The sequence below is a fragment of the Hymenobacter sediminis genome, assembly GCF_003231285.1.
Lineage (GTDB): Bacteria > Bacteroidota > Bacteroidia > Cytophagales > Hymenobacteraceae > Hymenobacter > Hymenobacter sediminis.
In genome coordinates this window covers 170400-195802 of record NZ_QKNS01000005.1, presented here as the reverse complement: position 1 = coordinate 195802, position 25403 = coordinate 170400, and the positions used below count along the sequence as shown (strand labels likewise).

At 58.2% G+C, this 25403-nt stretch carries 20 protein-coding genes; 13 read left to right on the top strand and 7 right to left on the bottom strand.

Annotated elements, in window-relative coordinates; genetic code table 11:
- The first annotated feature begins 126 nt into the window (after positions 1–126).
- Positions 127–1074 carry a 3-oxoacyl-ACP synthase III family protein gene (locus DNI29_RS14735; protein ID WP_110978887.1) on the top strand — a complete coding sequence of 316 codons (948 nt, stop codon included), beginning with the start codon at positions 127–129 and terminating at the stop codon, positions 1072–1074.
- 96 nt (positions 1075–1170) lie between these two features.
- Here DNI29_RS14735 and DNI29_RS14730 read toward each other — a convergent pair whose 3' ends face one another.
- Entirely contained in the window at positions 1171–3285 is a 2115-nt protein-coding gene (locus tag DNI29_RS14730; protein WP_110978886.1) for a matrixin family metalloprotease, read from the bottom strand.
- A 156-nt stretch (positions 3286–3441) separates the two neighbouring features.
- Between DNI29_RS14730 and DNI29_RS14725 the strand changes: the two genes are divergently transcribed.
- Positions 3442–4107, top strand: coding sequence for a hypothetical protein (locus tag DNI29_RS14725; protein ID WP_110978885.1), 666 nt, complete (start codon positions 3442–3444; stop codon positions 4105–4107).
- Positions 4108–4154: 47 nt separating this feature from the next.
- Here DNI29_RS14725 and DNI29_RS14720 read toward each other — a convergent pair whose 3' ends face one another.
- Positions 4155–5069 carry a DUF72 domain-containing protein gene (locus tag DNI29_RS14720; RefSeq protein WP_110978884.1) on the bottom strand — a complete coding sequence of 305 codons (915 nt, stop codon included), beginning with the start codon at positions 5067–5069 and terminating at the stop codon, positions 4155–4157.
- Between the two features lie 563 nt (positions 5070–5632).
- Between DNI29_RS14720 and DNI29_RS14715 the strand changes: the two genes are divergently transcribed.
- From DNI29_RS14715 to DNI29_RS14700, 4 genes are all read left to right on the top strand, one after another.
- The gene (locus DNI29_RS14715) at positions 5633–6451 is read left to right on the top strand and encodes a septal ring lytic transglycosylase RlpA family protein (protein ID WP_123823265.1); all 819 of its coding nucleotides are present in this window, start codon (positions 5633–5635) and stop codon (positions 6449–6451) included.
- A 124-nt stretch (positions 6452–6575) separates the two neighbouring features.
- Positions 6576–7226: a hypothetical protein gene (locus DNI29_RS14710; protein WP_123823264.1), complete on the top strand. Its 651-nt coding sequence runs from the start codon at positions 6576–6578 to the stop codon at positions 7224–7226.
- A 75-nt stretch (positions 7227–7301) separates the two neighbouring features.
- A complete protein-coding gene (locus DNI29_RS14705) occupies positions 7302–9761 on the top strand; it encodes a penicillin acylase family protein (RefSeq protein WP_110978881.1) in 2460 nt (819 codons plus the stop codon).
- A 49-nt stretch (positions 9762–9810) separates the two neighbouring features.
- Entirely contained in the window at positions 9811–10191 is a 381-nt protein-coding gene (locus DNI29_RS14700; RefSeq protein ID WP_110978880.1) for a hypothetical protein, read from the top strand.
- Between the two features lie 71 nt (positions 10192–10262).
- Here the strand turns inward: DNI29_RS14700 and DNI29_RS14695 are convergent, their stop codons facing one another.
- Entirely contained in the window at positions 10263–11483 is a 1221-nt protein-coding gene (locus tag DNI29_RS14695; protein ID WP_110978879.1) for an alpha/beta hydrolase family protein, read from the bottom strand.
- A 189-nt stretch (positions 11484–11672) separates the two neighbouring features.
- Here DNI29_RS14695 and DNI29_RS14690 point away from each other — a divergent pair, with 189 nt between their 5' ends.
- The 5 genes from DNI29_RS14690 to DNI29_RS14670 all read left to right on the top strand — a co-directional run bounded on the left by DNI29_RS14690 (position 11673) and on the right by DNI29_RS14670 (position 16633).
- The gene (locus DNI29_RS14690) at positions 11673–12098 is read left to right on the top strand and encodes a BlaI/MecI/CopY family transcriptional regulator (protein WP_110978878.1); all 426 of its coding nucleotides are present in this window, start codon (positions 11673–11675) and stop codon (positions 12096–12098) included.
- Entirely contained in the window at positions 12061–13470 is a 1410-nt protein-coding gene (locus tag DNI29_RS14685; protein WP_162303621.1) for a TonB family protein, read from the top strand. Before DNI29_RS14690 ends, DNI29_RS14685 begins: the two co-directional genes overlap by 38 nt.
- Positions 13471–13630: 160 nt before the next feature.
- On the top strand, positions 13631–14638 hold the full coding sequence (locus DNI29_RS14680) for a hypothetical protein (RefSeq protein WP_123823263.1): 1008 nt from the start codon (positions 13631–13633) through the stop codon (positions 14636–14638).
- Positions 14639–14837: 199 nt separating this feature from the next.
- Complete coding sequence (locus tag DNI29_RS14675; protein ID WP_238388100.1) at positions 14838–15803, top strand: hypothetical protein; 966 nt, start codon at positions 14838–14840, stop codon at positions 15801–15803.
- A gap of 131 nt (positions 15804–15934) precedes the next feature.
- Entirely contained in the window at positions 15935–16633 is a 699-nt protein-coding gene (locus DNI29_RS14670) for a hypothetical protein (RefSeq protein ID WP_110978875.1), read from the top strand.
- Positions 16634–16748: 115 nt separating this feature from the next.
- Here the strand turns inward: DNI29_RS14670 and DNI29_RS14665 are convergent, their stop codons facing one another.
- The 4 genes from DNI29_RS14665 to DNI29_RS14650 form a co-directional block, all read right to left on the bottom strand.
- Positions 16749–18320: a DHA2 family efflux MFS transporter permease subunit gene (locus DNI29_RS14665; RefSeq protein WP_110978874.1), complete on the bottom strand. Its 1572-nt coding sequence runs from the start codon at positions 18318–18320 to the stop codon at positions 16749–16751.
- Between the two features lie 84 nt (positions 18321–18404).
- Positions 18405–19508 (bottom strand): HlyD family secretion protein, encoded by a 1104-nt coding sequence (locus tag DNI29_RS14660; protein ID WP_110978873.1) that lies wholly within the window; start codon positions 19506–19508, stop codon positions 18405–18407.
- A gap of 81 nt (positions 19509–19589) precedes the next feature.
- Positions 19590–20015: a universal stress protein gene (locus DNI29_RS14655; RefSeq protein ID WP_110978872.1), complete on the bottom strand. Its 426-nt coding sequence runs from the start codon at positions 20013–20015 to the stop codon at positions 19590–19592.
- A gap of 98 nt (positions 20016–20113) precedes the next feature.
- Complete coding sequence (locus tag DNI29_RS14650; RefSeq protein ID WP_110978871.1) at positions 20114–21448, bottom strand: TolC family protein; 1335 nt, start codon at positions 21446–21448, stop codon at positions 20114–20116.
- Positions 21449–21695: 247 nt separating this feature from the next.
- Here DNI29_RS14650 and DNI29_RS14645 point away from each other — a divergent pair, with 247 nt between their 5' ends.
- Complete coding sequence (locus DNI29_RS14645) at positions 21696–23801, top strand: sigma 54-interacting transcriptional regulator (RefSeq protein WP_110978870.1); 2106 nt, start codon at positions 21696–21698, stop codon at positions 23799–23801.
- Positions 23802–24037: 236 nt separating this feature from the next.
- On the top strand, positions 24038–25399 hold the full coding sequence (locus DNI29_RS14640; RefSeq protein WP_162303620.1) for an AAA family ATPase: 1362 nt from the start codon (positions 24038–24040) through the stop codon (positions 25397–25399).
- Positions 25400–25403 lie beyond the last annotated feature (4 nt).

The window sequence follows — 25403 nt, the reverse complement described above, 5'->3', positions numbered from 1 at the left end:
GGTACGCGTTGAACGAGCAGAACGGGCGCAAAGTACGGGCCACCCTCGCAAAAGCCCGCAACTTGCCTCGCAAGGGCGTACCTTTCCGCCTTCTTTCTGCTTTGCTCCACCCCTGCTTTTCTTCCCGTGTACATTCATCAGGTGGCGGCCTATCTGCCCGCCGAAGTTATTACCAACGACCATTTTACGCGGCTCAATGGCCTCTCGCACGAGTGGATAACGGAGCGCACCGGCATCCGGACGCGGCGCAAAGCGGCCCCCGGTGAGAATACAAACACAATGGCGCTGGAGGCTACCCGCCGGGTACTGGCCCAAACCAGTGCCTTCCTGCCCACCGAAGTTGATTTGATTGTGGGTGGCACTTATACGCCCCACGACACAATTTACACCGTAGCCCACGCCGTACAGCGGGAGCTGAACGTATCGGATATTCCGGTAGTGAGCATTTCTTCGGCTTGCTCTTCGCTGCTGAACGCCATTGAAATTGTGGAGGGCTATTTTGCCTTAGGCAAAGCCCGGCGGGCGCTGGTGGTGGTGAGCGAGCACAACACGGCTTACAACAACGAGCAAGATACTGTAGCGGGCCACCTCTGGGGCGACGGCGCCTCGGCCCTTCTCCTAACCACGGAGCGCCTGGCTCCCACTGACCTGCACGTTCGTTCCGTCCTGACGGGCGGGGCTGGCAACATCGGCAAAGCCGACCACTCCGTAACCCTCAAGCCGGTTGAGCGGGGTATTGTGATGCCCCACGGCAAGGATGTATTCCTGCACGCCTGCACTTACATGACGCGCGTGACCCAGCAAATAATGGAGCGCAATAATTTGGCTGTCAGCGACATTTCCTTCTTGATTCCGCACCAAGCCAACTTACGCATCACCAAAAATGTGCTGCAGCAGTTGGGCTTGGCCGAAGATCGGGCAGTTTCCAACATAGAAGAGTTAGGCAACACTGGTTGCGCGGGCGCCGCCATTGCCCTGGCCGACACCTGGGCTCAACTGCAGCCCGGCAATAAAGTAGTAGTTACAGTATTTGGCGGCGGTTACTCCTACGGAGCCATGCTGCTGGAGCGCTAACCAGTTCTCCCTACCCCTAATTAAGAAGCCCAACCGGCAGCTGAAGTACAGTACTTCAGCTGCCGGTTGGGCTTCTTAATTAGGGGTAGGGAAATCTTACTCTACTTTAACCAGTGGGATAGTGCCCTTCGGTCCGTTGGAGTCGTTCCAGCGCAGGAGGTAGTAGCCGGCTCGCAGTGGTGGAGGCACCACCGTCAGGCGGTTCAGCCCGCGCTGGTACTCAACCACAACCCCATTGAGGTAGCGCCCTACGGCATCGTAGAAGCGCACGGTAAGCGTTCCGGCCTCGGCGCCGAGGTACTGCAGCCCGAGGGGCGAGCCGTCGTTGGGAATAGGATTTGGAAAAACCTGCAGGCCGCTAACAGCAGAAGCATCATCGGTTGTCCCTACGGGTGGGCCGGTATCCAGGCTGTTATCTGGTCGGCGCAGGCGGAGGCGGTAGTAGTTCAGGCCGGCCGGCGCCTGAGCATCCAGGAAGCGGTATTCGCCGTTGGCGGCGCCGGCCGCTACAGTGCCTACCGGCCGCCAACCGGCCGTGGTATCGGCGGGCGCGCGCTCCACCACGAAGCCACTTACAAAGCACTCATCCCGGGTCGACCACTGCACCGTAGTGCCGATGCCGGCTACAAAGCCGGCGCTCTGGCCTGTAAGCGGGGCCGGTAGCATAGGGGGCTGGCTGCAGACAGGGGCAATAAAGCTGCGCGTCCGGAGCACGTAGCGGCCCCCAGCAATGTCGCTGACGGCAGCTAGCGTTCGGCTGCGCTGCCCACGGGCTACGGCGTAGTGCATAACGGCCGTGGGCAGAATCAGGTGGGAAAGCTGCTGGGCATGCCCTAACTCGTGCACGGCCACCGACTCAAAATCAAACTGCGTTATGGAGGGAATACCGGGCCCAAACTGCCAGTTCACCCCGTCGTCAAACTCCATGTCAATTTCCTGCACATAGAAGGTTACCCCGCCGCCGGGCAGGTAGCAGCCCCGGTAGTAGCTGGTGGTACGCCCCAGCACGTTGGCAGGCAGCCCGGTACCTGAGTCGAAGCCCACAGCGTTTTCGCCATCTTCCTTAACACCTTCACTAGTGCGCGGCTCCCCTACCTCCCAGTTGATGCCGGTCTGGCAACGCCATGTAGCCAGCGCCCGCTGCCAGGCGGCATTGGCGGCATTGTTAGCCGTAAATCGTGGCTCAAAGCGAAAAGTGATGCCCCCGGTGCTGTTCTGATTTCGGTGCGCCGGCACGGCCCGCTGCTTGGTGCGCGTGTCCTGCACGTTGGCAACGGCGTACACAATCTGCACGGCTACCGGGCTTACTACCTGCTGCTGATCGGTGGTGGTAACGCGCACCGTGCCCGTACCGGCGGGGTTGCCGCTGGCACTGGCAGAGGGCACGCGCACCCGAATCTGGGTATCTGACCAGCTGACGTAATCGTCGTCGTTGGCTTTGGTGTACGTGCTCCCGCCGTCATCGGCGTTCCGGAACTCCACCCCTCCACTACCGCGGGCCGGGCCAAACCCTGAGCCCGAAATGGTGAGCACGGCGTTGGTGCCAGCCGTAAGGCTGCGTGGCTCTAGCAGGGCAATAAGCGGGGCCTGGCCTTTGGCAGCCACCGGCGGAGCAGCTCGCCGGGCCTGGGCTTTCCGCAGGGCAAGGTTGGGCGCTACCTCACGCGGGGCGGCTTTGGCTACCTTCTGGTAGAACTCGGGCCCCACCAAGGGGTAGGAATGGAAAGGCTCAGTAGCCGTAGCCGTGCGCACATCATACTCCACAAAGCCCTGCTGGCTGCCGTACACGCTCCATCCGGCGCCGGCGGCTACCCCAGCAAAACTGGCAGGTTCCAGAAAAAACAACCCCTGTTGACCGGGCGAGAGGCGCAGCGTATTGGTTAGCTCATGCCGGTCGAGGCCCACGGTACCGCCTTCAGTCAGCACGGTTAGCTCGGCACGGGTCTCCCCTTTCAATTGCTTGAATACCCGCAGTTGGTGACGAGTGTAGATGCGCCCATTAGGAGCCCGAAAGCCTTCGGCGGTCAGCACCTCCGCTTCTACTATCAAGGGCACATGGGCCGCCCTGGCGGCGGGGTCAAGGGGCAAAAGCAGGCAGCGGGTTTCGGCGGCTGCGGCGGCATCATCGGCAGGCGCAATCTGCTGGGCCTTACCAGATAAAGCCAACCCACTTAATTCTGAAACCAGGTAAATAAAGGGTAGAAATTTCATAGAGAGGTATGTAGTCCGTGGGACTTGCCTGAAGATACTGGATTCAGCGGCCGAACGGATGAGCTAGTTCGCTTTTTAGATTCTACCCCTGCTACGTGCAACCATTCATTGGGGCTGCCTCTCTTCTGCCCGATCCTTCTTCTTACTCTTTATTCTATGTTTTCTTTTCGTTTTACAACGTGTGTTCTAGCAGCCGGGCTGGCCCTCTTGGCTTTACCAGCTCTGGCTCAAACCACCGACTCTATTCCGTCTTCAGCAAGTGTGCCTACTGCTAGCTCAGGTACGCTCCTCAAGCTGGGTACAGGCTTTACCCGTGGCCTCACGATAGGCGGCTATCAGGGAACCTCCCTACCCCTGGTGCTAGGTGCTGAGCACCATCTTTCGCCAGCCGTAGCCGTGTATGCCAACGCCTTTAGTGGGTTCGACCTGGGCCGCCGCCCGCGCTACTTTGATGGCTCCCGCCCCAGCCTGACTACCGAATGGGGCTTTGATGCTGGTGTAAAGTACTACTACAACCAAGAGAAACGCCGCCAGAAAGGCCGGGCAACAGGTCCTTTTGTCGGTAACTATTTTTCGTTGCAAACTACCTCGGCATTCCGGTCCCGCACGGCCTACGCCGCCTACGACTACTCCACGCTTACGCTCAATTGGGGTCTGCAACGACGCATTGGCAAGTACGGCTGGTTTGATGCCTACATTGGTGCCGGGGTAGGCCGAGACCAGCTCTACCATTACGCCACTAAGAAGGCAGCCCAGGCGCGTTATGGTTTCGCCCCGGAACTGGGCATCAAGTTCAGCCTAGGCAGTCAGCTTACTCATTAATACCCAAAAAAGCGGCTTTCGATGAGGATCATCGAAAGCCGCTTTGCTTAAAACAGACTGCCTTGCACCGGCTGCGGAATGATGCGGGGCGGCTGCACTGCCATGCCCGTCAGCTCATGTAGGCGGCGCAGAAAATGCTCAGCCCACAGCGGCGCGTGCATAATATCTTTCTGATGAATGAATACATAGGCCGTGTGCAGGCCAGCCTCTAACCACCCCGCCACGCGCGCGGCCCAATCGTCGGCGCGGCGGAAATCGGAGTCTACTAACCCGTGTCCGTTAATGCGCACGAAGGCCGTGGGGGTAGTTAGGCGCATATGCAACACGTCGCGGCGGCCGGCCACGTCGCTGATAAGTAAGGGCTTGTTCAGCGCTTCCAGCATGGCCGTTACGGAGGCCAGCAGTTCGGCATCGGTAAACCAAGCCGGGTGGCGCAGCTCCACCGCCAGCGGCACGAAGTCGGGAAAATCGAGAAGGTAGCGCTCTAGCCGGGGCAAGTGCTCAGGTCCGAACGTAGGTGGCAGTTGCAGGAAGGCATGGCCCAGCGTGGGCCCTAGCCCTTCAATAGCCCGGCAGAAGCTTAGAGTCAGCTCGTCGGCATTGTACAGAGCCCGGTCGTGGCTGATGGACTGGGGCAGCTTGGGGCAAAACCGGAAGGTAGTGGGTACAGCCTCGCGCCACCGCCGCACGGTAGTAGCGTCAGGAATGCGGTAATGGGTAGTATTCAGCTCAATGCTATTAAACTGCCGGCCGTAATGGTGCAGGTAGTCGGCCTCCCGGATGCCCTGCGGGAAGTAGCTTCCCAGCCAGGCCTTGTTGGTCCAGATGGGGCAACCCACATACACGCTCGGCGGAGCCGGCTGCGAAGGAAGAGCACGGGCTAGCACCCGCGGGGTTTCGGAGTGGTCGGGGGGTAGGCGGAAGTTTACGTAGCGCAGGTCAGAGAGGCGGCCAAAATCCATATCCCGAAGGTACGGCAAAACCGGCGCTACCTGATGCGGTGCCAGAAGCGGCCATTACATAGATTTAAAACGCTGCTTTGGTGGCTGCGCTAGCTTTGGTCAGCCAGAGAAGACAGCAAAAGTGCTTTTGCTACCCGGCCTGCGGGCTATTCATATCGGCGTTGCATTCCATTAGAGAGGAGGCCGGGACTACCAGAAAGCGCGGGTACTTCACACCGAGCTAATCAGGAAGTGAGCGGTAGGAAAAGAGCTATTACCCTTAGAACATTTCCGTGACTTTTGCAACCCGGCTCTAAGCTTGTGCTGTCCTTAAAGGACAAAATTTTTTAAGCCGCGGATAGTCTTATTTCATGTGCAGACTTTAACCAGACTAAAAAGAGTGCAAATCATGGCTTAAGGAAACACAATCAGGTATTTCCCGCTGATACACTTGATTATTTAAATGCAATAATTCTTCAAAAAAGCCAACTACCAAACATCTTGCCTACCTCATATACAGAGCCGAACGGAAGCAGTGTGGTGAGCACTCCTAGCTTTGTCGTACTCACCAACCAAGAGAACGAATGAAGTTGAATCTACGACTGCATGTCTCGGGCTTGATGATGGCCATGCTCTTTGTGCTGCTGACGGCCTTCTCGGCCTCAGCCCGCCCGGCAAGCATACGTGAAGATGAAAAAGCCCCCGCCGCTGCCGCTAAAAAGGCAACGGTAATGCGCGGACGAGCCTCCTGGTACGGCCGCGAACATCAAGGCCGCCGCACCAGCAGCGGCGAGCGGTTTGACCGCAACAAGTACACCTGCGCCCACAAAACTCTGCCTTTCGGCACCAAGCTGCGCGTTTCTAACCCTGAAACCGGCGAATCGGTAGTAGTGCGCGTTACCGACCGGGGTCCTTTCCGTCACCAGCGCATCCTGGACCTTTCGGAGGTAGCGGCCCGCCCTCTGGGCATTGTTACGCACGGCGCAGTTTCGGTGGTAGCGGAGGTAGTAGCTCCCGAAACACCCCTAGGCCCCACCGACGCTCCTGCTGACCTAGCTACTCTGGCCGCCGACTCTACCGTAGCGGTAGGCCTGCTGGCCGACATCCGCCCTGGCTCTTCAGAAGCCGAAGATGTGACCCTCACGCCCGAACCCGAAGCTACCTACGTGATTCAGGCCGGCACTTTTGGTGATGTTCGCAACGCCCGCGCCGTAATGGACAAAATCCAGAGCGTGGAGCCCAAGCTGTTGGTAACCACCGTAGCCACCAATACCCCCGACGGCAAAACCCTGAACCGGGTGCTCGTTGGTCGCTTTGCTACCCCCGCCGAAGCCGATGCCGTACGCTTACGCCTGTCTAGGATAGGGGTAGCCGGGCTAGTCCGACAGGGTGAGAACTTATAGATACCCCACTGCACATAAAAAGAGCCATTTCTGCTTAGAAATGGCTCTTTTTATGTGCAGTGGGGTATCTACTTTACTAAATATTGCTTCTGCCCGATACTTAAGTAGTTCCTATTAGAGTTCATTGATCATCTTTGACTCAATAATTCTTTTATCTCTTCTCTACATGTTAAAAGCATATTGCCTGCTAGCACTAGGCCTCACTGTATGTACTGCCGGTACAGCCCTAGGCCAAACCACAAAGGGCACGCGAGTGCTGGGCCTGAGCGCCGGAAACATCACCTATCAAAGCAATGGTGGAATTCGTCGGATTAGTGGGCAGCTTTCGCCTTCAATCGGCACGTTTGTAGCCGATAACGTAGCTCTAGGCATTGTTGCACCAATTGGCTATTCATCGGTGAAATATCCGGCAGGATTTGGCCGTGCGGCGAAGCAGCGCAACCTAGAGTTGGGGCTTTTGCCATGGCTTCGATACTATTTGCCGTCCAGCAGCAAGCACCGGGTATTTGGCGAGCTAAGTGTAGGTGGAGTTTTGGACAGCTATCGGTCTGGGACGAACGACTATACTATCAAAGGCAACGATGTTAGCCTACTTGCCAGTCTGGGGGTAGGGTATAACTACTTTATTACGCCCAATGTAGGACTGGAAGCGTTGGTAAAATACGCTGCTAATACAGGCAACTCAAATGCATTTGGTCGAAACTACCTTGATATAGCTCTAGGCTTCCGGGTGTACCTGCCAAAGGGTGGTGCTGCTACGGTTCCGGCTGAGTAAGGGGGTAGCACTTATCGGCTAACGATAGAATACGAAGCATTTACTACCTTCCGGGCCCTTGCTCTCTGGTAGTTTATGCTTCGTATTCTTAAGCCCGGCCTCGCCCTGCTCGTTACGCTTGCCCTTACCTGGGCCCTCAATACCAAGCTCGGCGATGTGCCGCCGGTAGCGCGCCTGCTCAGCCCCTACCGCGGCATCTGGCAAAACGGCGAAGCAGAAGCTGACCTTGCAGCCCAGCAAACCCTACAGCTACCCGGCCTGCACCAGCCCGTGCGCGTGCGCTTCGACGATAGACGCGTACCCCACATCTTTGCCGAGAACGAGCACGACCTGTATTATGCCCAGGGCTACCTGACGGCCCATGACCGGCTCTGGCAAATGGAGTTTATGACCCGGGTAGCCGCCGGGCGCATTTCAGAGGTAGTAGGACCCAAAGCCCTGGAGTACGACCGGTTTCAGCGCCGCATGGGCCTGCCTTACGGGGCCGAGAACACCCTGCGGGAAATGCTGCGCAACGACACGACGCGCCTAGTGCTAGAGTCGTACTCGGAAGGTGTGAACGCATACATCAACAGCCTTTCTCCCAAGGACTACCCCTTCGAGTACAAGCTGCTCGACTACGCCCCCGAGCCCTGGCAACCCCTGAAAAGTGCTTTGCTGCTGAAGCTGATGGCCTGGGACCTGAGCGGCCGTTCCGACGACCTGCGCCTGAGCAACGTCCTGAGCAAGTACGGACCGGATGTAGTGCGTGACTTATTTCCCGACTACCCCAACCGCGAAGATGCCATTGTGCCTCCCGGTACCCCGCTGGAGTTCAAGCCGCAGCCTCTACCCCCTACTCCGCCTTCCTTTACAGCCGCCATGGCGGGCAAGTTGCCCCAGCGGGAGCCCGACCCTGAGCTAGGTTCCAATAATTTTGCGGTGGCGGGCAGCCGCTCGGCATCCGGTCTGCCGCTATTGGCCAACGACCCCCACTTGCAGCTGAACTTGCCCAGCATCTGGTATCAGGCCCAGCTACACGCACCGGGTGTAAACGTGTACGGCGTAACCATACCGGGCGCGCCTACCATTATCATTGGGTTTAACGAGGACGTAGCCTGGGGCGTGACCAACGTGGGCGGCGACGTGCTGGACTGGTACCAGTTGAAGTTCCGGGATGCCAGCCAGCGTGAGTACTGGCACGAGGGCCGCTGGAAACCCGTGCGCCGGGTAGTGGAGCGCATTGTCGTGCGGGGCCAGCCTGACCGGCTCGACACCGTGCTCTACACCCACCACGGCCCCATTGTGTATGACCAAAACGAGAAGGTTTTCAACAAGCAGACCCCCATCCGGCACGCCATGCGCTGGACCGCCCACGACGGCGGCAATGAGGTATTGGCCTTCTACCGTCTTAACCGCGCCCACTCCTACCCCGATTACCGTCGCGCCCTGCGCACCTATGCCTCACCGGCCCAGAATTTCATCTTCGCCGACAACCGCAACGAAATTGCCATTCAGCCCAACGGCCGCTTCCCGCTGAAGTGGCCCGACCAGGGCAAGTTTATTCTGGATGGCACCGATGCGCGCTACGACTGGCAGGGCTGGATTCCGATGGAGCAGAACCCGCACGTAAAGGACCCGGCCCGCGGCTTCGTATCGTCGGCCAACCAGCCCTCCGCCGGCCTTGATTACCCCTACTACCTCGGCTGGGACTACGCCCCCTCCGACCGGGGACACCGCATCAACGAGCGCCTGACACAGATGCGCGGTGCTACCCCCGACAGCCTGCGTAACCTTCAGAACGACAACCTGGGCGTGAATGCCCGCCAGATGCTGCCTTGGATGCTAAGCGTAGTAGCGGGCAATGCTCCCGCTGCAACGGCCACAGCTCCCTGGAAAGATGCGGCCCAGCAGGTACTGCAAAAATGGAACTACCGCTACGAGGCCGATGCTATAGCCGCCAGCATTTTTGAGCTATGGTACAACGACCTAGTGAAGCGCTTATGGGAAGATGATTTTGGGGCGGCCACCGGGCTGGAAATGCGCTACCCTTCCCGCGCCCGCACCAACCAGCTTCTACTCCGAGAATCGGGCGCATCTGCCTGGGTTGATAACCGCACTACTGCAAAGCGTGAGACGGTGCATGATCTGGTAACCGCATCCTTGCACTTTGCCGTCGATTCCCTTACTCGGAAGTTTGGGCCGCTGGGGCCGAAGTGGGCCTGGGCCAACCAGAAAAGCACCGACATCAACCACTTGGCAAACCTGACCGGCTTTGGTCGGCAGGATATCGACTGCGCCGGCAGCCCAGGCTCGGTGAATGCCATCGGCCCCCGCAACGGCCCCTCCTGGCGGATGGTAGTAGCACTAGGCCCGCAAGTGAAAGCCTACGGCATTTTCCCCGGCGGCCAGAGCGGCAATCCAGCCTCCGCGCACTACGACGACATGATTGAGCCCTGGCGGGTAGGCAAACTCGATGAGCTGATATTCCTGCGCGCCGCCGACGAAAACCACCCGCGCCTACAAGCTGCCTGGCGGCTGGAGGCCCGGCCGTAGCTCGCTTCAAGCTGCTTTTCTACCCCTACTAACTGCACCTCCTTCTGCCATGCCCCGCTTCTGGCTTTCCACACTTCTGATGTTCGTCCTGGCTTCCTTGGCTCAGTTTTTCCTACCCTGGTGGGTGCTGGTGCCCGTGTGCTTTGGCGTGGCGGCCTGGAGCCGCCTTGGCGGTGGTCGGGCGTTTCTAGCCGGGTTGCTGGGGGTAGGGCTAAGCTGGTGGCTACCGGCCGCCTGGTTTACTACCCACGGTGCCGAGCGGCTAGCCTCCCGCTTGGCAACGCTGTTACCACTAGGTGGCAACGCCTGGACCTTAGCGCTGGTGAGTGGGGTAGTAGCAGGGCTGGTAGGCGGCCTAGCAGCTCTGAGCGGTGCCTGGGCGCGGCAGGCGTTGCAGCCGGAATCAATCCGCACGCGGGCTGTTCAGTAGAGAATGACAGCAACAAAAAGCCCGCTTGCCAATGGCAAGCGGGCTTTTTGTTGCCACCTCTTGGAGGGTATTTAATATTGCGAAATGAATGCGAAAGCCTGCAACGTGTAGGTTGCCACGGAAGTGAAGTGGTTGCCGCCTTGAATAGGCTTTAGCTGCACCTGAGTAGCGCCGCGGGCACGCATGGCATTGTAGGCATCCTGGGAGTTGAAGTAGGGCACATAATCGTCGGCGGTGCCGTGGAAGAGGGCAACCGGCGCGGTGGGCTTCCAGTCGTACACATCGTTATCCTTGAAAGCGGCCGTGAGGGCGGCATCTGTGTTGTTGATAACGGCCTGGCGGAAAGGCTCGGCAAATAGGTCCGAGGCTTTGTTGGGCACCGAGCTGAACGGATCGGCCTGCAGGCGGGTAGCATAGGGCTCCTTAAAGTAAGCCGACAGTGGCCGGTTCAGGCCGTACACGCGGTTGTAGGTGTCCAGCACCCACACGTAAGTGCTCAGGAAGTTCAGCGGCTGCTCCGATTTCATGATGTACTGAGCGAAAGCCGTTTTGTGGTAGGCCCCGGCGCCAGGCGCACTCGCCGCTACCGGCAGCTCCGTTGCGTACTTCTCTTCCAGCAGCTTGTGCAGCGACATGGTAGCGTAACCGCCCTCGGAATAGCCCAGCAGGAAGTTTTTCTGGTTAACGGCTATGTTCTCTTTCTTGCAGAACTCCCGAGCAGCCCGCAGCATATCGGCTGAGGCTGAAGCCAGCGACGGGCCGTGCTCGTACGGGTGCGGCAGCGCCTTGGATGCGCCGTAGCCAATGTAGTCGGGGGCTGATACCACATAACCCGTAGAGGCCAGCACAGAAACCGCCGACCACAACTCGCTGCTGGAGCTGTAGTAAGAAGGAGCCCGATTCTCCTCATCAGGCTGCAGCGTGCCGTGCTGGTAGCTGATGACGGGCAGGGCCTGGCTGGTTACAGGCACCAACAAAGCTCCCGAAGCAGTAACGGCTTTGCCGTCGGTATTGGTCGTCGTATAGGTGAGTCGGTACACCTTGAGGGGGTAGCGCGCCAGGGAGCCAATGAGCGGAATGTTGCCTACCCGACCAGCTAGCGTGGTAGTGCTGTACTCTCCAATTAAGGTGCTACCAACCAGCACGGGAGTAGGCGCCGGTGGAGCCGGAGGCGGGGTAGTAGTGGAAGCAGCCGGTTCGGGCGAATTGCTTTTGCAGCCCAGAGCTGGCAGCAAGAGCGTCAGTAAGCCCAAAGCCCAACCAGCGGTAAACCGGCGAAAGTTAGATAGCATCACGAAGCAGAAAATTAAGGAAGATGTGGTAGTGGAAAGAACACCCGCAGCCGCGGCCTCGTTCCGCGCGGCAGACGCTTATACTTTCTGATAGAAAGGATTACGTACATATTTTTATCATTACTACAAACTTAGTTTTGAAACTAATTTTATAGTTGTAACTTAGGAATCAGTTCTCAACTCCATTTTATGTCAGACTCTTCTTTTCCCGAACTCACCCGCGCCGAGGAGCAGGTAATGCAGGTGCTGTGGCAGCGCGGCCCGTCCTTTGTGAAGGACGTGGTGCCCGAGCTGCCGGCCCCTACCCCTGCCTACACCACCGTATCCACCATCATCCGGATTCTGGAGCAGAAGGGCTTTGTGGGCCACGAGGCCTTTGGGCGCACCCACCGCTACCACGCCTTGGTTGCCCAAGACGAGTACCGCCGCTTCTCGTTGCACAAGCTGTTAGGGGGCTACTTCGGCGGGTCCTTCTCACGGCTGGTTTCCTTTTTTGCGAAAGAAGAAAACCTGGACGCCGCCCAGCTCGATGAGCTGCTACGCCACGCCCAGGCCTCATCCCCTACCCCTCCCGACGATGTCAATCCTGCCCCCGAGTCTACCCGCCCTGCTTAGCGGATTAAGCCAAAGCACCTTGCTTCTCGGCGCTGGGTGGCTGTTTTACTACCTGGTTTTGCGGCGCGAGCGGTGCTTCCACTACAACCGCCGCTTTCTGCTGCTAGTACCCTGGCTGGCCCTGGCGTTTCCGCTTTTGTTAGGGGTAGTAGGGCCAGAGTTCCTACCTGCCTGGGCGCTCCCAACGAACAGCCCCCTGCTAGCGGGTGGCTTGCTGCCTACAGTGCAGATAACCGCGCAACCTGGTGGCCTACAGTCGTTTTCTGACAATGCGCTATCAACCGCCCTGCTGCTCTACGGGGCCGTGGCACTACTACTGCTAATCAGGCTGGCGGTGCAGGCGTTGTGGGTGTGGCTAAGCACGCGCCACTGGCCCCGGCAAGAGGGCCCTGGGTACACGCTGGTGCATACGGGCGGGCAGCGGCCGGTCAGTTCTTATGGCAAATGGGTGTTCTGGGATGAAACGACTGTGCTTTCTCCGGCGGAGGCAGAGGCAATACTAGCCCACGAGGTGGCGCACGTCCGGCAAGGCCACTCCCGGGAGCGGCTGCTGCTGGAAGTAGCCCGGGCCTTGCTTTGGGTGTGCCCATTGGTGCACCTCTTCCCGCGGGCCCTGGCACTTACTCACGAGTTTCTGGCCGATGAAGCGGCCCTGCGGCAGCCCCAGCCAGCCGCCACTACCCCCGAAGCCTACGCCAGCCTACTCGCCCGGACCGCTCTGGGGCAATTCTACCCTCGCCTACCTCTTACTCATTCATTTACGCAATCCTTCACTCTTACGCGTATCCACATGCTAACTTCCACATCACCCGTCCGCCGCTGGAAACAGTGGTTGGCCCTACCCCTGGGGGTAGCGCTATTGTTTACCGTGGCCTGCGAAAAAGCTGCCGAGCAACCGACGGCGTCCTCGAAGCCTACCGCAGTAAGTGTAAGTAGCAGCCACACGCTCTCCTCGCAGCCCGGCGCCCCCTACTTCTACGTGGAAAACATGCCAGTATATGGCAGCGGCCAGGAGCAGTTACTTCAGGACTTAGGTAGCCAGTTGAAGTATCCGACGGAGGCCCTGTTAGTCCGGCTCGAAGGTCGGGTATTTATCAAGTTTGTGGTTGGCTCCGACGGCACGTTGCAGGACTTTGACCTTCAGAAGGGCATAAAGGCACCAAAGGGACAAGAGGCTGCCGCCCAGGCAATGAACGAGGCTGCTCTGCAGGCGGTGCGCAGCCTGCCCGGCAAATGGACACCGGGTACCCAGGGTGGCAAGCCCGTAGCCGTGTCTTATACCGTCCCGATCAATTTTGTTTTACAGAAGGCTCGGGTAAATGCTCCTGGGAATTATTTCATGCCCATCATGTACCCGGCGCCTCAATGCTAGTCGGCGTTTTGTCCTGAAGCCGTCGTCTGTTCTACTTCAGGCGGCGGCTTTTTTGTGGGGTAGTTTATCTTAACGGCTTCCGAATATCATAACTAAAGCCGCGGGAGGTCGGTTACCCCAAAGGCGACCTCCAACGGTTTTTGGTCTGACTCGTGCGTTGATGTGCTACTCTCTGGAATTTCCTTTTTCTTCTGACGGATTGTGGCTGGCTTCAGTACGCCGGCTATTGTGCTTGCTACTGGTAGTATTGGGCTTAGCATCATGCAACTCCCAGCCCGACCGGAAGCCTAAACAAAGCCCGGCCGCTACGGCCTTGCAGAAGCGTGAGCTAGTGCGTCGCGACTCTCTACGCGCCGACTCTATTGCTCGTGCCGGCGAGCAGCTGCCAGGGGCAGTGCTGCCCGACAGCCGCATTGTAGCCTTTTATGGCAACCCTCTGCACAAGGGCATGGGCATTCTGGGCGAGTTGCCGAAAGACCAGATGCTGGCCCGGCTAAACAAGCAGGCCGCCGAATGGCAGCGGGCCGACTCGCTACCCGTGCGCCCGGCCTTACACCTGATTGCCGTTATTGCCCAGCGCGACTCCGGAGCCGATGGCAAGTACCGCCTGGCCCTGCCCGACAGTACCATTCGGCGGGTGATTAAGTGGGGCCAGGAGCATAACACGCTCGTTTTTCTGGATGTGCAGGTAGGCCTTTCGGACCTGAAGCATGAGTTGCCACCTCTGGCAAAATACCTGCGCCTACCCTTCGTGCACCTCGGCATCGACCCGGAGTTCTCTATGAAATCGGGGCGGCGACCTGGCACGGAGGTAGGCGAGTTCGACGCTGAGGACATCAACTATGCCCGGCAGTATCTGGCCCGCTTGGTCAGCGAGAACGGCCTCCCACCCAAAGTGCTGGTAGTGCACCGCTTCCGCCAGGATATGGTCACTAACTACCAGGATATCAAGCTCGACCCCCGGGTGCAGATTGTTATGCACATGGATGGATGGGGCACGCCTAGCATCAAGCGCAGCTCCTACCGCAAATTCATCCGGAAAGAGCCCGTGGAATACACAGGGTTCAAGATTTTCTACCGCAACGACCGCAAAGGGGAGTCGCGCCTGATGACGCCCCGGGAGGTAGCCGCCCTAACGCCTACCCCGCTCTACATTCAATATCAATGAAGAGGTAGGGATTTCAGCTATTGGTGTAGAAACATGGGTAGTGAGCTGCCAGTAAGCTCCACAAAAATTACGGGCAGCCGCACCGTAGCTGCGCCGGGAAACATGTAACTTTCCGGCAACTCTCTCTTATTTACGTTCATCCGTGCGGCATTTTTCTGTTTTTGGCGCTGGTCTCACCACCCTGGGCCTTGCTCTTTCTTTGACTACTCTACCCGGCTGCGGCTCCCGCTCGGGCACCGAATCTGAAAACACCGCGGCTGCGGCCGATACAACCAAGCCGGTTGTGGTGGACACCGTGGCGCTGAAGCGCCAAGCCATGATGCGCGACTCGCTCAAGGCCGACTCTATTGCCAAGAAGAACGGACAGCTGCCCGGGGCTATCCTGCCTGGTCACCGCATCGTGGCGTTTTACGGCAACATCCGCGCGAAAGGCATGGGTATTCTGGGCCGCGAGCCGAAGGAGCAGATGCTGGCCAAGTTCCGGAAAGTGCAAAAGGAGTGGCAAGAGGCTGACCCCAGCCTACCCATTCAGCCGGCCCTGCACAGCGTAACCATCACGGCCCAGGCGGCCGCCGGCAAGGACGGCAAGTACCGCCTGATGAACTCTAAATCCACCATCGACGAAACGATTCAGTGGGCCAAGGACAACAATTGCATCGTGTTTCTGGACGTGCAGGTGGGCCTTTCGGACCTGGAGCACGAACTGCACAAGCTGGAGCCCTGGCTGAAAGACCCTATTGTGCACATGGGCATCGACCCGGAGTTTGCTATGCAGACCAAAGGCGTGCGCCCCGGCAAGAAAATCGGGACCTACGATGCCAAGGACGTGAACTACGCCATCAACTTTCTGGCCCGCATCGTGAGCGAGAACAAGCTCCCGCCGAAGGTGCTGACGGTACACCGCTTCACCCAGGGCATGATTACCAACTACAAAAACATCAAGCTTGACCCCCGGGTACAGGTAGTGATGCACATGGACGGCTGGGGCAACCCAACCCTGAAAAAGGACTCCTACAAAGCGTACATCGAGAAGCAGCCCGTGCAGTATACTGGCTTCAAGCTCTTCTATGAGTACGATGCACGGCCCGCTCCCCACCACATCATGACCCCCAAGGAAGTGTTGGCCGAGCTGAACCCCAAGCCGCTGTACATTCAGTACCAATAGCCACTACGTTGCCCTCAGCCCCTGGCTTTACTACGCATAGTGAAGCCAGGGGCTGCTTTGTGCCCGGCGCGGTCTGTTGATTTTTGCTTCACGCTACCCCCTGTATTTGACGTCACGCTTACTTTTTTCTAATGTCTTTTGCTCTACCTGCCCGGTGGGGCGGTGTCTTCGTGGTGTGTCTGCTGCTGAGCGGCACCGCCATTGGCCAAAATGCTGGCTTACCCGCACCCAAGCGAAACATCATTAAACTGGCACCTCTAGGCTGGATTCATGGTCAGTTGCCCTTTTCCGTGGAGTCGAGGCTGGGCTATGAGCGGGTGGTAGGCAACCGCAGCAGCGTAGCCGGCAGCTACTCCTATCTGGGCACCAACTACCCCTTCAACTTTATTAGCGGAGCAGCCCTGAGCGCGGCTATTACTACGGCCTTGGTCACCAACGGCTACGGCCACGTTGCCTGGACGGAGGTGAAGACCCACACCCAAGGGCACCGCTTTCAGGTGCAATACAAGCACTACCTCACCAAGCATAAGCCAGCGCCGGAGGGCTTTTACCTCTCGCCTCACTACTCCTACACCACAGCCACCTACCACTCCGAGGTGAAGGACCTGGGCATCCGCTTCGGCATCAAAACCACCAACCACAACTACAACCTGCTCTTCGGCTTTCAGGAGGTGCTGGGCCGGCACTTCGTGGTCGATGTGTTTACCGGCCTGGGCTACCGCAACAAAACCGAAAAAACCTACGACGCCAACGACCAATACACCGGCACCGCCGACAAGGAAAGCCCCCTGAAAGTATCATCGGGGCTGAACGTTGGCTGGGCTTTCTGACGCTGGTTTCCTACCCCTGGTTATATGTAAAAAGCCCCGGCAACAACATTGCCGGGGCTTTTGCATGGAGAAGCAGTGGTTAAACAAGCATTTCTCCGGGGGTGCTGCTTACGGGTTAGTGAGCAGCGTTGAGGTCTACTTTCTCGCCAGGTTTGGGGCGCTTAATAATGAGCACCAGAGGCACGCAAATCAGGAAGAAGGTGCCAATCATCAGGAAGATTTGACCATAGGTGATAATGGAAACCTGCTTCATCAGGGTGCCTTCCAGGGCTGCGTAGGCCTGCTGCTGGGCCTGCACGAAGCTGGCACCCTTGGCCATAAAGCTGGCCGTGAAGGCCTGCAGACGCTGCTGCGTTTCGGGGTCGTAGAGAGAGATGTTGGGTAGCAAGGCCACCCGGTTTTTAGCCACCGAGCGCTCCAGGTAGGTACCCACCAGCGCTACCCCAAATGAGCCGCCCAACTGACGAATCATACCCGTGAGGCCGGCCGCCTGGCCCGCGTCCTTCCCACTGATGCCGGAAAGCGACATTGTGGTGATGGGTAGGAAGAGCAGCGCCAGCCCGAAGCCGCGCAGCATTAGGGGCCAGAAGAAATCATGCTCGCCGGCAGTAGGCGAAAGCTGCGTGCTCATCCAGTAAGAGAAGATGAAGAAGATGCCAAAGCCTACCGGCAGCATAAACTTCTGCGGTACGCCGGCCTGAATCATCTTACCCACAATGGGCATCATCATACCCGAAAGCAGGGCGCTGGGCAGCAGAATAAAGCCTGTTTGGGCGGCCGTAAAGCCCAGGATCCGCTGACAGAAAATCGGGAAGACGAACACGGAAGCAAACAGCCCGAAGCCCAGCACAAACGACAGGAACGCGCCAATAGACAAGTTGCGGCTGCGGGTAAGCACGCGCAGATCCACAATAGGGTCTTTGGCGGTTAGCTCCCGCACAATAAAGCCTACCAGCCCTATCACCGCTAAACATGTGAACGTCACGATGTAGAGGCTTTCAAACCAGTCCTCCGTTTCGCCCTGTTCCAGCACCAGCTGCAGCGAGCCTACTCCCAAAATCAGCAGGAAGATACCTGCCCAGTCGATTTGGCTAAGCGGCCGCCGGACGGCATTTTTGATGCGCTCCGGGTCCCGAATGAACAGCATGGTGAAGATGGAAGCCAGGATGCCCACCGGTACGTTCACGTAGAAAATCCAGGGCCAGTCGTAGTTATCTACAATGTAGCCCCCCAGCGTCGGGCCAATCGTCGGGCCGATAATCACACCCATGCCGAACAGGGCTTGGCCTAAGGCCAATTGCTTGGGGGGGAAGGTATCAATCAGAATAGCCTGGGAAGTGGCCATCAGGGCACCGCCGCCTACCCCTTGGATAAAGCGGAAGGCCACCAGTTCCCAAATGTTCGTGCTTTGTCCGCAGGCCATAGAAGCCAGCGTAAACAGCACCACGGAAAAGAGGTAGTAGTTTTTGCGGCCAAACTGCTCGGCCAGAAAGCCCGTCATCGGAATTACGATAACGTTGGCAATGCCGTAAGAAGCTACTACCCAGGTTACTTCCTGCTGCGTGGCCGAGAGGTTACCCATCATCTGGGTGAGGGCCACGTTTACGATACTGGTATCAATGAGCTCCAGCAAGCAGCACATCACCACCGTAATGACGATGATCCACTTGGTAAATCCGGTTTCCATATTTGGTCAGTTGCCAGTTGCCGGTTGTTCGTTGCCAGTCCTGCAATAGGAACAGCTAGCAATTAACAACCGGCAACTGATTGATTACTTGGTTTTCACCGTCGCCACCACGCTCATGCCGGCGCGGAGGGGGTGCTCGGGGTCAACCTTATCGAGCACGATTTTGACGGGTACACGCTGGGTTACTTTCACGAAGTTACCCGAGGCGTTATCGGGAGGGAGCAGAGCAAAACGAGCACCCGTAGCTGCCGAGAGCGACTCGATGTGGCCCGAGAATTCCTCGTTCGGGTAAGCATCTACCTCAACCTCCACTGGCTGGCCCACTTTCATATTCTCCAACTGGGTTTCTTTGAAGTTGGCGATAATCCAGGTGTTGCCGCTGGCTACCAGGCCCATCAGCTGCTGGTTGGGGCTTACAAGCTGGCCGGGTTGCACGTTCTTCTTGCTTACAATACCATTGGCCGGAGCCGTAATGATGGTGTAGCTCAGCTGCAAACGAGCGTTATCGAGGTCGGCCTGGCGCTGCTTTACTACGGCTTCCGCTACGGCTACCTGCTGGCGGGCGGCTTCTACCTGCTGCTGGGCTACACGCACTTGCTGCTGGGCAGTAGTGCGCTGGGCCGTCGTCGATTTCAGGTTGGCCTGTACGGCGTCGTACTCGCTTTGCGGGATGATGTCCTCTTTACGCAGAAACTGGCTGCGCTTCAGGTCTTTCTCCAGGCGGGCACGGTTAGCATCACTAACGCCGATGGTGGCCTGAGCGGTGCTTACGTTGGCTTGGGCAGTACCTACGGCAGCGCGGGCGGCTACCACGTTAGCCTGGGCGGCGGCTAAGGCAGCCTCAGCGGCGTTTACACGCTGCTGATAGTCGGCGGGGTCAACGGTTACCAGTACGTCGCCTTTTTTCACCTGCTGGTTATCTTCTACCTTCACTTCCAGCACCGGGCCAGATACGCGGGGCAGAATGGGATACACGTCGCCTTCTACCTGGGCATCATCGGTATCCTCGTGGGTTTGCCCAAATTGGTAGCGCTGGTAGCCGAAGTAGCCACCTACCAGCAGCAGCAGGGCCAGAATAATAAAGATAATCGGGCGCTTCGAGCGACCTTCTTGTTCCTCCACCACCGGCTCGTAAGCGGCAGATGAGGTAGGCGCTACGGCCGGATCGTGTTGAACGGGAGTTGCCATATGGGTACTTGGTTGTTCGGTGTCGGGGGTTGTTGGGGAAAGGCAGGTAGTAGGGCAAAGCCCACTTCCTACCTCTATTAATTACGCCGATTGGCGGTATGCATTCGGGCAGCCAGGCTTTACCAGCAGCGTCACGCACGGGGCGGTGCGCACTACTGTTTCCGCAGTACTACCCATCAGAAAGCGCGTAAGGCCCGTTTGGCCATGAGCACCTATAACAATAATATCAGCCGGATGGCGCCGGGCTTCCTCTACGATTTCTCGCGAGGCGCTACCCGAAACGATGGCCGTAGTCACCTGAGCACCAGTGGCCAGCGCCACTTCCCGATGCCGAGCCAGCCGCTGAGCCAGTTCTACATCGTTCACGGGAGCCGTGGTAGCGCGAGGTTCCGGCTCCAGCACATGCAGCAGCCGTAGTTCAGCACCCGTACCCGCCGCCAGCGCGGCCGAGTACTTCACCACCGCCTCCGTTGCGGCAGAAAAATCAATCGGACACAGGATGGTCATACAGTGGATGAGCAGTTGAGTAAATGAGTGAAGTGATGGAGCGAATAAGGAGCCCGAAAAAGCAACTCACGCATGCCCTCATCTCTACCCATTCATCGTTACCAAATCTGCTCGCCGGTAGCCCGGCGGAGCTGGTATTGGCCGAGGGTGTAGTTGTAAATGGCCTGCAGGCGCGAAAGGCGCGACTGAGCCAGCTGCGTTTCGGCGTCCAGCACATCAAGGTTGCTACCTACGCCGTAGCGGTAGCGAGCCTGAGCGCGGGTAAGCGCGTCGGCTGCCTGACTGATTTGGACCTCAGAGTTATCGTAGCGCGCGGTACTCGACTGCATGTTGTTCACAGCCTGCAATACATCGGCGCGCACTTGCTCCTGCGTGTCCTGGGTGCGAGCCTGTGCTCCTTTAATAGCCGACTGAGCCGCAAGGCGCTGATAACGGTTCCGGTCGCCATCGTAAATCGGGATGTTTAGCTGGGCACCGGCTACCGTATTAAAGCGGACGCGCTCCAGATTAGGCACGATGTAGCCGTTTTTGCCGCCAGCTTGAGCCACCACGTTTAGGGTAGGCTTGTTGCTGGTTTCGGCTACGCGCAGCTGTGCAGTAGCCGAAGCCTCTGCATCCTTGGCCAAACGAACCTCAGGGCGGTTTTCGGCGCCTTTAGCTAGGGCCGCGGCCACGTCCACGGCTTGGGGGTTGTACTCAAAGCGGCCGCGCACTGGCACCACTTCCGACTCAGGACGGTGTAGCAGGCGGGCTAGCTGAATCTCTTGGTTGCGGAGTTGGTTCTGCAGGTCGATTTTGCGGTCCTGAGCCTGGGCAATGCGCACCTGGGTAGTCGTCACATCAAAGTTGGTGCTGACCCCACCCTGTACCCGCTTCTCCATTTCACGCTGGTGCTGGCGCAGGGAAGCAATTTGGGCATCCTGCACCCGAATGGCTTCGCGAGCAAACAGAATACCATAGTAGCTCTGGGCGGCAGCAAACGCTAGGTCGCGGCGGGTTACGTTGATTTGGTCGGCGGCCGTAAGAGTTCGACTCCGGGCTGCTTCAATGGCAGCATTGGCGCGACCAAAGTCGAGCACCGTGTAGCGGGCCGTTACGTGGCCATCGTAGTTGTTGGCCGGCGCTAGCTGGAAGGTGGCGTCGCCAAGCGGAATTTTTACTACCGGGTCGATGCGGGTGTAACTCACCGTACCTTCTACTACCGGGCGCAAATAGGTACGGCTTTCTTCGAGGCGGCTTTGAGCTTGGTTTACTTCTTCTTGCAGAGCATTGATGGCCGGGTTGGCATCCAACACCGAGCGAACGGTAGTTTCCAGCGTCAAGGAGTCACCCGCCGTTGCGGTAGCAATGGGTACTTGGGCATGGGCCGCACTACCTACCAGCAACCCCAAGGTCGCGAGTAGCGGTGCAGCATATTGTGGTCGGAAAAGCATATCAAAAACAGCTTAAGGATATTCGCCTTTTACCTAACCACGTGCCAACCCGTTAAAATCATTTTAATCTTCAGAGAAAACCCTCTTTAGAGCTCGTAAAGGCCGAAAATATTTTTTGTACACTGCCAATTGCACTTTGTACACATTGTGCTTTTTTCCTTATATATAAGGATATCCTCAATGTTATTCCTGATATTTAAGCAATATTTACTACACTTCTGCTTTATCTTAACTGTAGCGCTTTGCCATGCCAGACCAAGATGATTCGCTGCTTTTGTATCTGAATGATGCCATTGCTACCACCCGAAATAAAGAGGACTTGTTCCGGAGCGTCACGGAAAAGCTGCGCCTAATTTTCCCCTTCGACGCCATCACCATTCTGACTCTCGATGCTGAGCAGCAGTATCGTCGTGTATTTCTGCGCGACTACCTAGGCGAGTTGCTGCTACCCCACCAATCTGGCCCCGGTGGTGGTAAGCCTATGCGCGGCCCTATTGAAAATACGCCCATCGAGCTATTTGTGCGTCAACATGGCCTGCAGCAGTACGACCTGCAGGAACTGCTTACCAGCTATCCGGACTACCAGCCCTTCTGTGCCCTTCTCGACAAAGGCATGCGCTACTCGGTGGTAGTGCCGCTGCGCACGGGTGGCCACTTTGTGGGGCTGCTGTCCTTGGTGGCCCGGCGCCAGCCAGACTTTTCGGCCAACGACATTGATTTGCTGGAAAAGATTGGAAGCTTGGTAGCAGTGGCGGTGACTAATACGTTGGCTTTCGAAGATATAGCTCGCCGGGAGCAGGAAAAATCCATGCAGCTAGCTCTAAATAACGCGTTGCTCAGTATCAAAGAGCGAGGAGAGTTATTCCGCACCATTGCCACCGAAATCAGCCACGTAGTGCCATGCGACTATTTTGGCGTGCGTGTGCGCAAGCCTAGCTCCCCGGTGCGAGCCCTGGCTCAGTTCAACAAACAGCCCGACGGCACCTTCGCACCCGTTGACGAGAGCCGCGCCGACGAGATGCCGCCGCTGGAAGCCAGCCAGCAGGCAGTGGTGGAGCTGTTTTCGAAGCCGGGTGTGTACGTGGGCACCGATTTAGAGGAATTGGCCAACCGCTACGAGCTGCTGCGCTACATCCGCGAAGAGCGGGGTACGCAGTCGTTGCTCTGCGCGCCGCTGAAAACTGGCGACGAGCCCACTGCCGCCCTCATTCTGGCCAGCCGCCAGCCTTTTGCTTTCACCGAGGAAAACCTGGAGCTGATTCAGACCCTGGTACCGCAGATTCGGCTAGCCATCCAGAACGTGCTAGCTTTTGAGCAGATAGACGCGCTGCGGGCTCAGCTAGAGCGGGAGCGGACTTACCTCATCGACGAAATCAATACTACCGCCGCCGCCCGCCTCGACGACTTTGTGGGGGGTAGCGCCGTGATGCAGCAGGTGTACACCCGCCTCTCACAGGTAGCCCCCACCGATACCACCGTGTTGATTACGGGCGAAACCGGAACAGGTAAGGAGCTAGTGGCGCGGGCCCTGCACAACCTCTCGCCCCGCAAGGAACGGGCGCTCATCAAAATCAACTGTGCTGCTTTACCTGCTCAGCTTATTGAGAGCGAACTGTTTGGCCACGAAAAGGGCGCCTTCACCGGGGCCCACGACAGGCGCATAGGTAAGTTTGAGCTGGCCGATGGCGGCACCATTTTCCTGGATGAAGTGGGTGAACTACCCCTCGACTTGCAAGCCAAGCTGCTGCGGGTATTGCAGGAAAAGGAGTTTGAGCGCATTGGCGGCCGGCGCGTTATTCATACCGATGTGCGGGTTATTGCGGCTACCAACCGGGTGCTGGAAGATGAGGTAGCTGCCGGCCACTTCCGCGCCGACTTATATTACCGCCTCAATGTGTTTCTCATCCGGCTGCCGGCCTTACGCGAGCGGCCCGACGACATTGAGCCCCTGATGCGGTACTTCCTGGAGCGCTTCACCAAGCAGATGGGCAAGCCCGTGCGCGGACTGCGTGAGCGAGACCTGAAAGCGTTGCGCCAATATGGCTGGCCCGGTAATGTGCGCGAGCTAGAGCACGTACTGGAACAGGCAGTCATCGTCAGCCAGGGACCATTTCTAGAGTTTGCGGGCTTCTCGGCCGCCGCGCAGGTAGCCCCCGCCACGCCCGAAACCGGCGGCCCGCTTAAAACCCTCAAAGACCAGGAGCGCGACCATATTCTGGCAGCCCTGCGCCGCACCAGCGGCCGCGTCAGTGGCCCCAACGGTGCCGCCGTCCTGCTCGACATCAACCCTAAAACCCTGGAGGCCCGCATGAAAAAGCTGGGTATCCAGCGGACGGTGGAAGTGGTGAAATAGTGAAATGGTGAGTTGATACGCTTGTCATCCTGAGCGGAGCGAAGGACCTCTACTAAGGGTAATTACTATCGCAACGAAGCAGTAGAGGTCCTTCGCTCCGCTCAGGATGACAGCCATTTCTTTACTACCTACTTACTTATTTCCAACCACCAACTCACAAATTCGCAACTTCACTATTTTACCGCCTGGGGAGCAAACGCGGCGGCAACGGTGTTTTGCCTGTACTTTAGAACCGGATGCCGACTCCCGACCTCGACCCTACCCACCTTACCCGCGACCAGGTTATTGCGGCCCTTCGTCAGATGGACCACGAAGGTCCCCGTATGCCCCTGAGCACCGTGTACGATCTGGTTTTCAAGGGTAAGCGCTACGCCCCGCGGGCTGTGGCCCAACTAGCGTTTCGGTTGGCTACCGGCGTTGCTGATGCGCCCTGGCCGCTACCCGCCGGCGCGCCTACCAACCGCGTGCTGGAGCAGCTCGATTTCACCATTGCTACCAAGCGCCCCACCCTCGAAAACTCCTCCTTGCTCGATGGTGACGTGGCTGCTCAGGAACAGATGCAGGAGCTTTACACCGGCACCACCCGCGAAACCCCACCAGCCAAGGGCAAAAAACAGGGGCGCCCTACCCCTCCCGATGCCGCAAACGAGCCGGAAGCAACGCCGGCCCCTACCCCCTCTGAAGTACACGAACCCGCGCCAACGTATCAGCGGCCCGCCCCAGAGCCCTACGACCGGAAACAGGCGCTAGCCGAGCTCTTTCTTTCCGAAGAAAAGCTGGACACGACCTTGGCAGCCCTACGTCGGCGCCGCAACCTGATTCTGCAGGGTCCGCCCGGCACAGGCAAAACGTTTCTGGCTCGCCGCCTGGCCTGGCTGGAGCTAGGCGCTACCGATGCCAGCCGGGTAGAGTTGGTACAGTTTCACCCCAGCTATAGCTATGAGGACTTCGTGCAGGGCTTCCGACCTGATGGCGCCGGCAGTTTTCAACTGCAGGATGGCATTTTGGTAGACTTCTGCCACCGCGCCGCACAGGATCCGGAACGTCCCTATTTTCTGCTAATTGACGAGCTGAACCGCGGCAACGTGGCTCGTATTTTTGGGGAGCTATTACTGCTACTGGAGGCCGATAAGCGGGGGGCTGGGCATGCCGTGCGCCTACCCTACGCGCAAGCCGGAAGTCCGCCGTTCTTTGTGCCTGATAACGTGCACCTCATTGGCACCATGAACCTGGCCGACCGCAGCTTGACTCCGCTGGATTATGCTCTGCGGCGCCGCTTTGCCTTCGTAAATCTGGAACCCGAGTTTGGCGGACCCCTGCAAGATTTTCTGAAGGCGCAGCAAGTTCCTGCCGCCGTCGTCAGCCGCCTTACTACCCGCCTCACGGAGCTAAACCAGGTTATTGCGGACGATCCTGAGTTGGGCCCCGATTTCTGCATCGGTCACAGCTACTTCTGCCAGCCGCCTCCTACTCCTGCTGCGGCCCCAGAGTGGCTGCAGCTGATTCTGGAACAAGAAATTGCGCCCTTGCTGGACGACTACTGGCTCGATCAGCCGGCCAAAGCAACTCAGCAAAAAAAGAAGCTGCTGGCCAAGTAGTTTA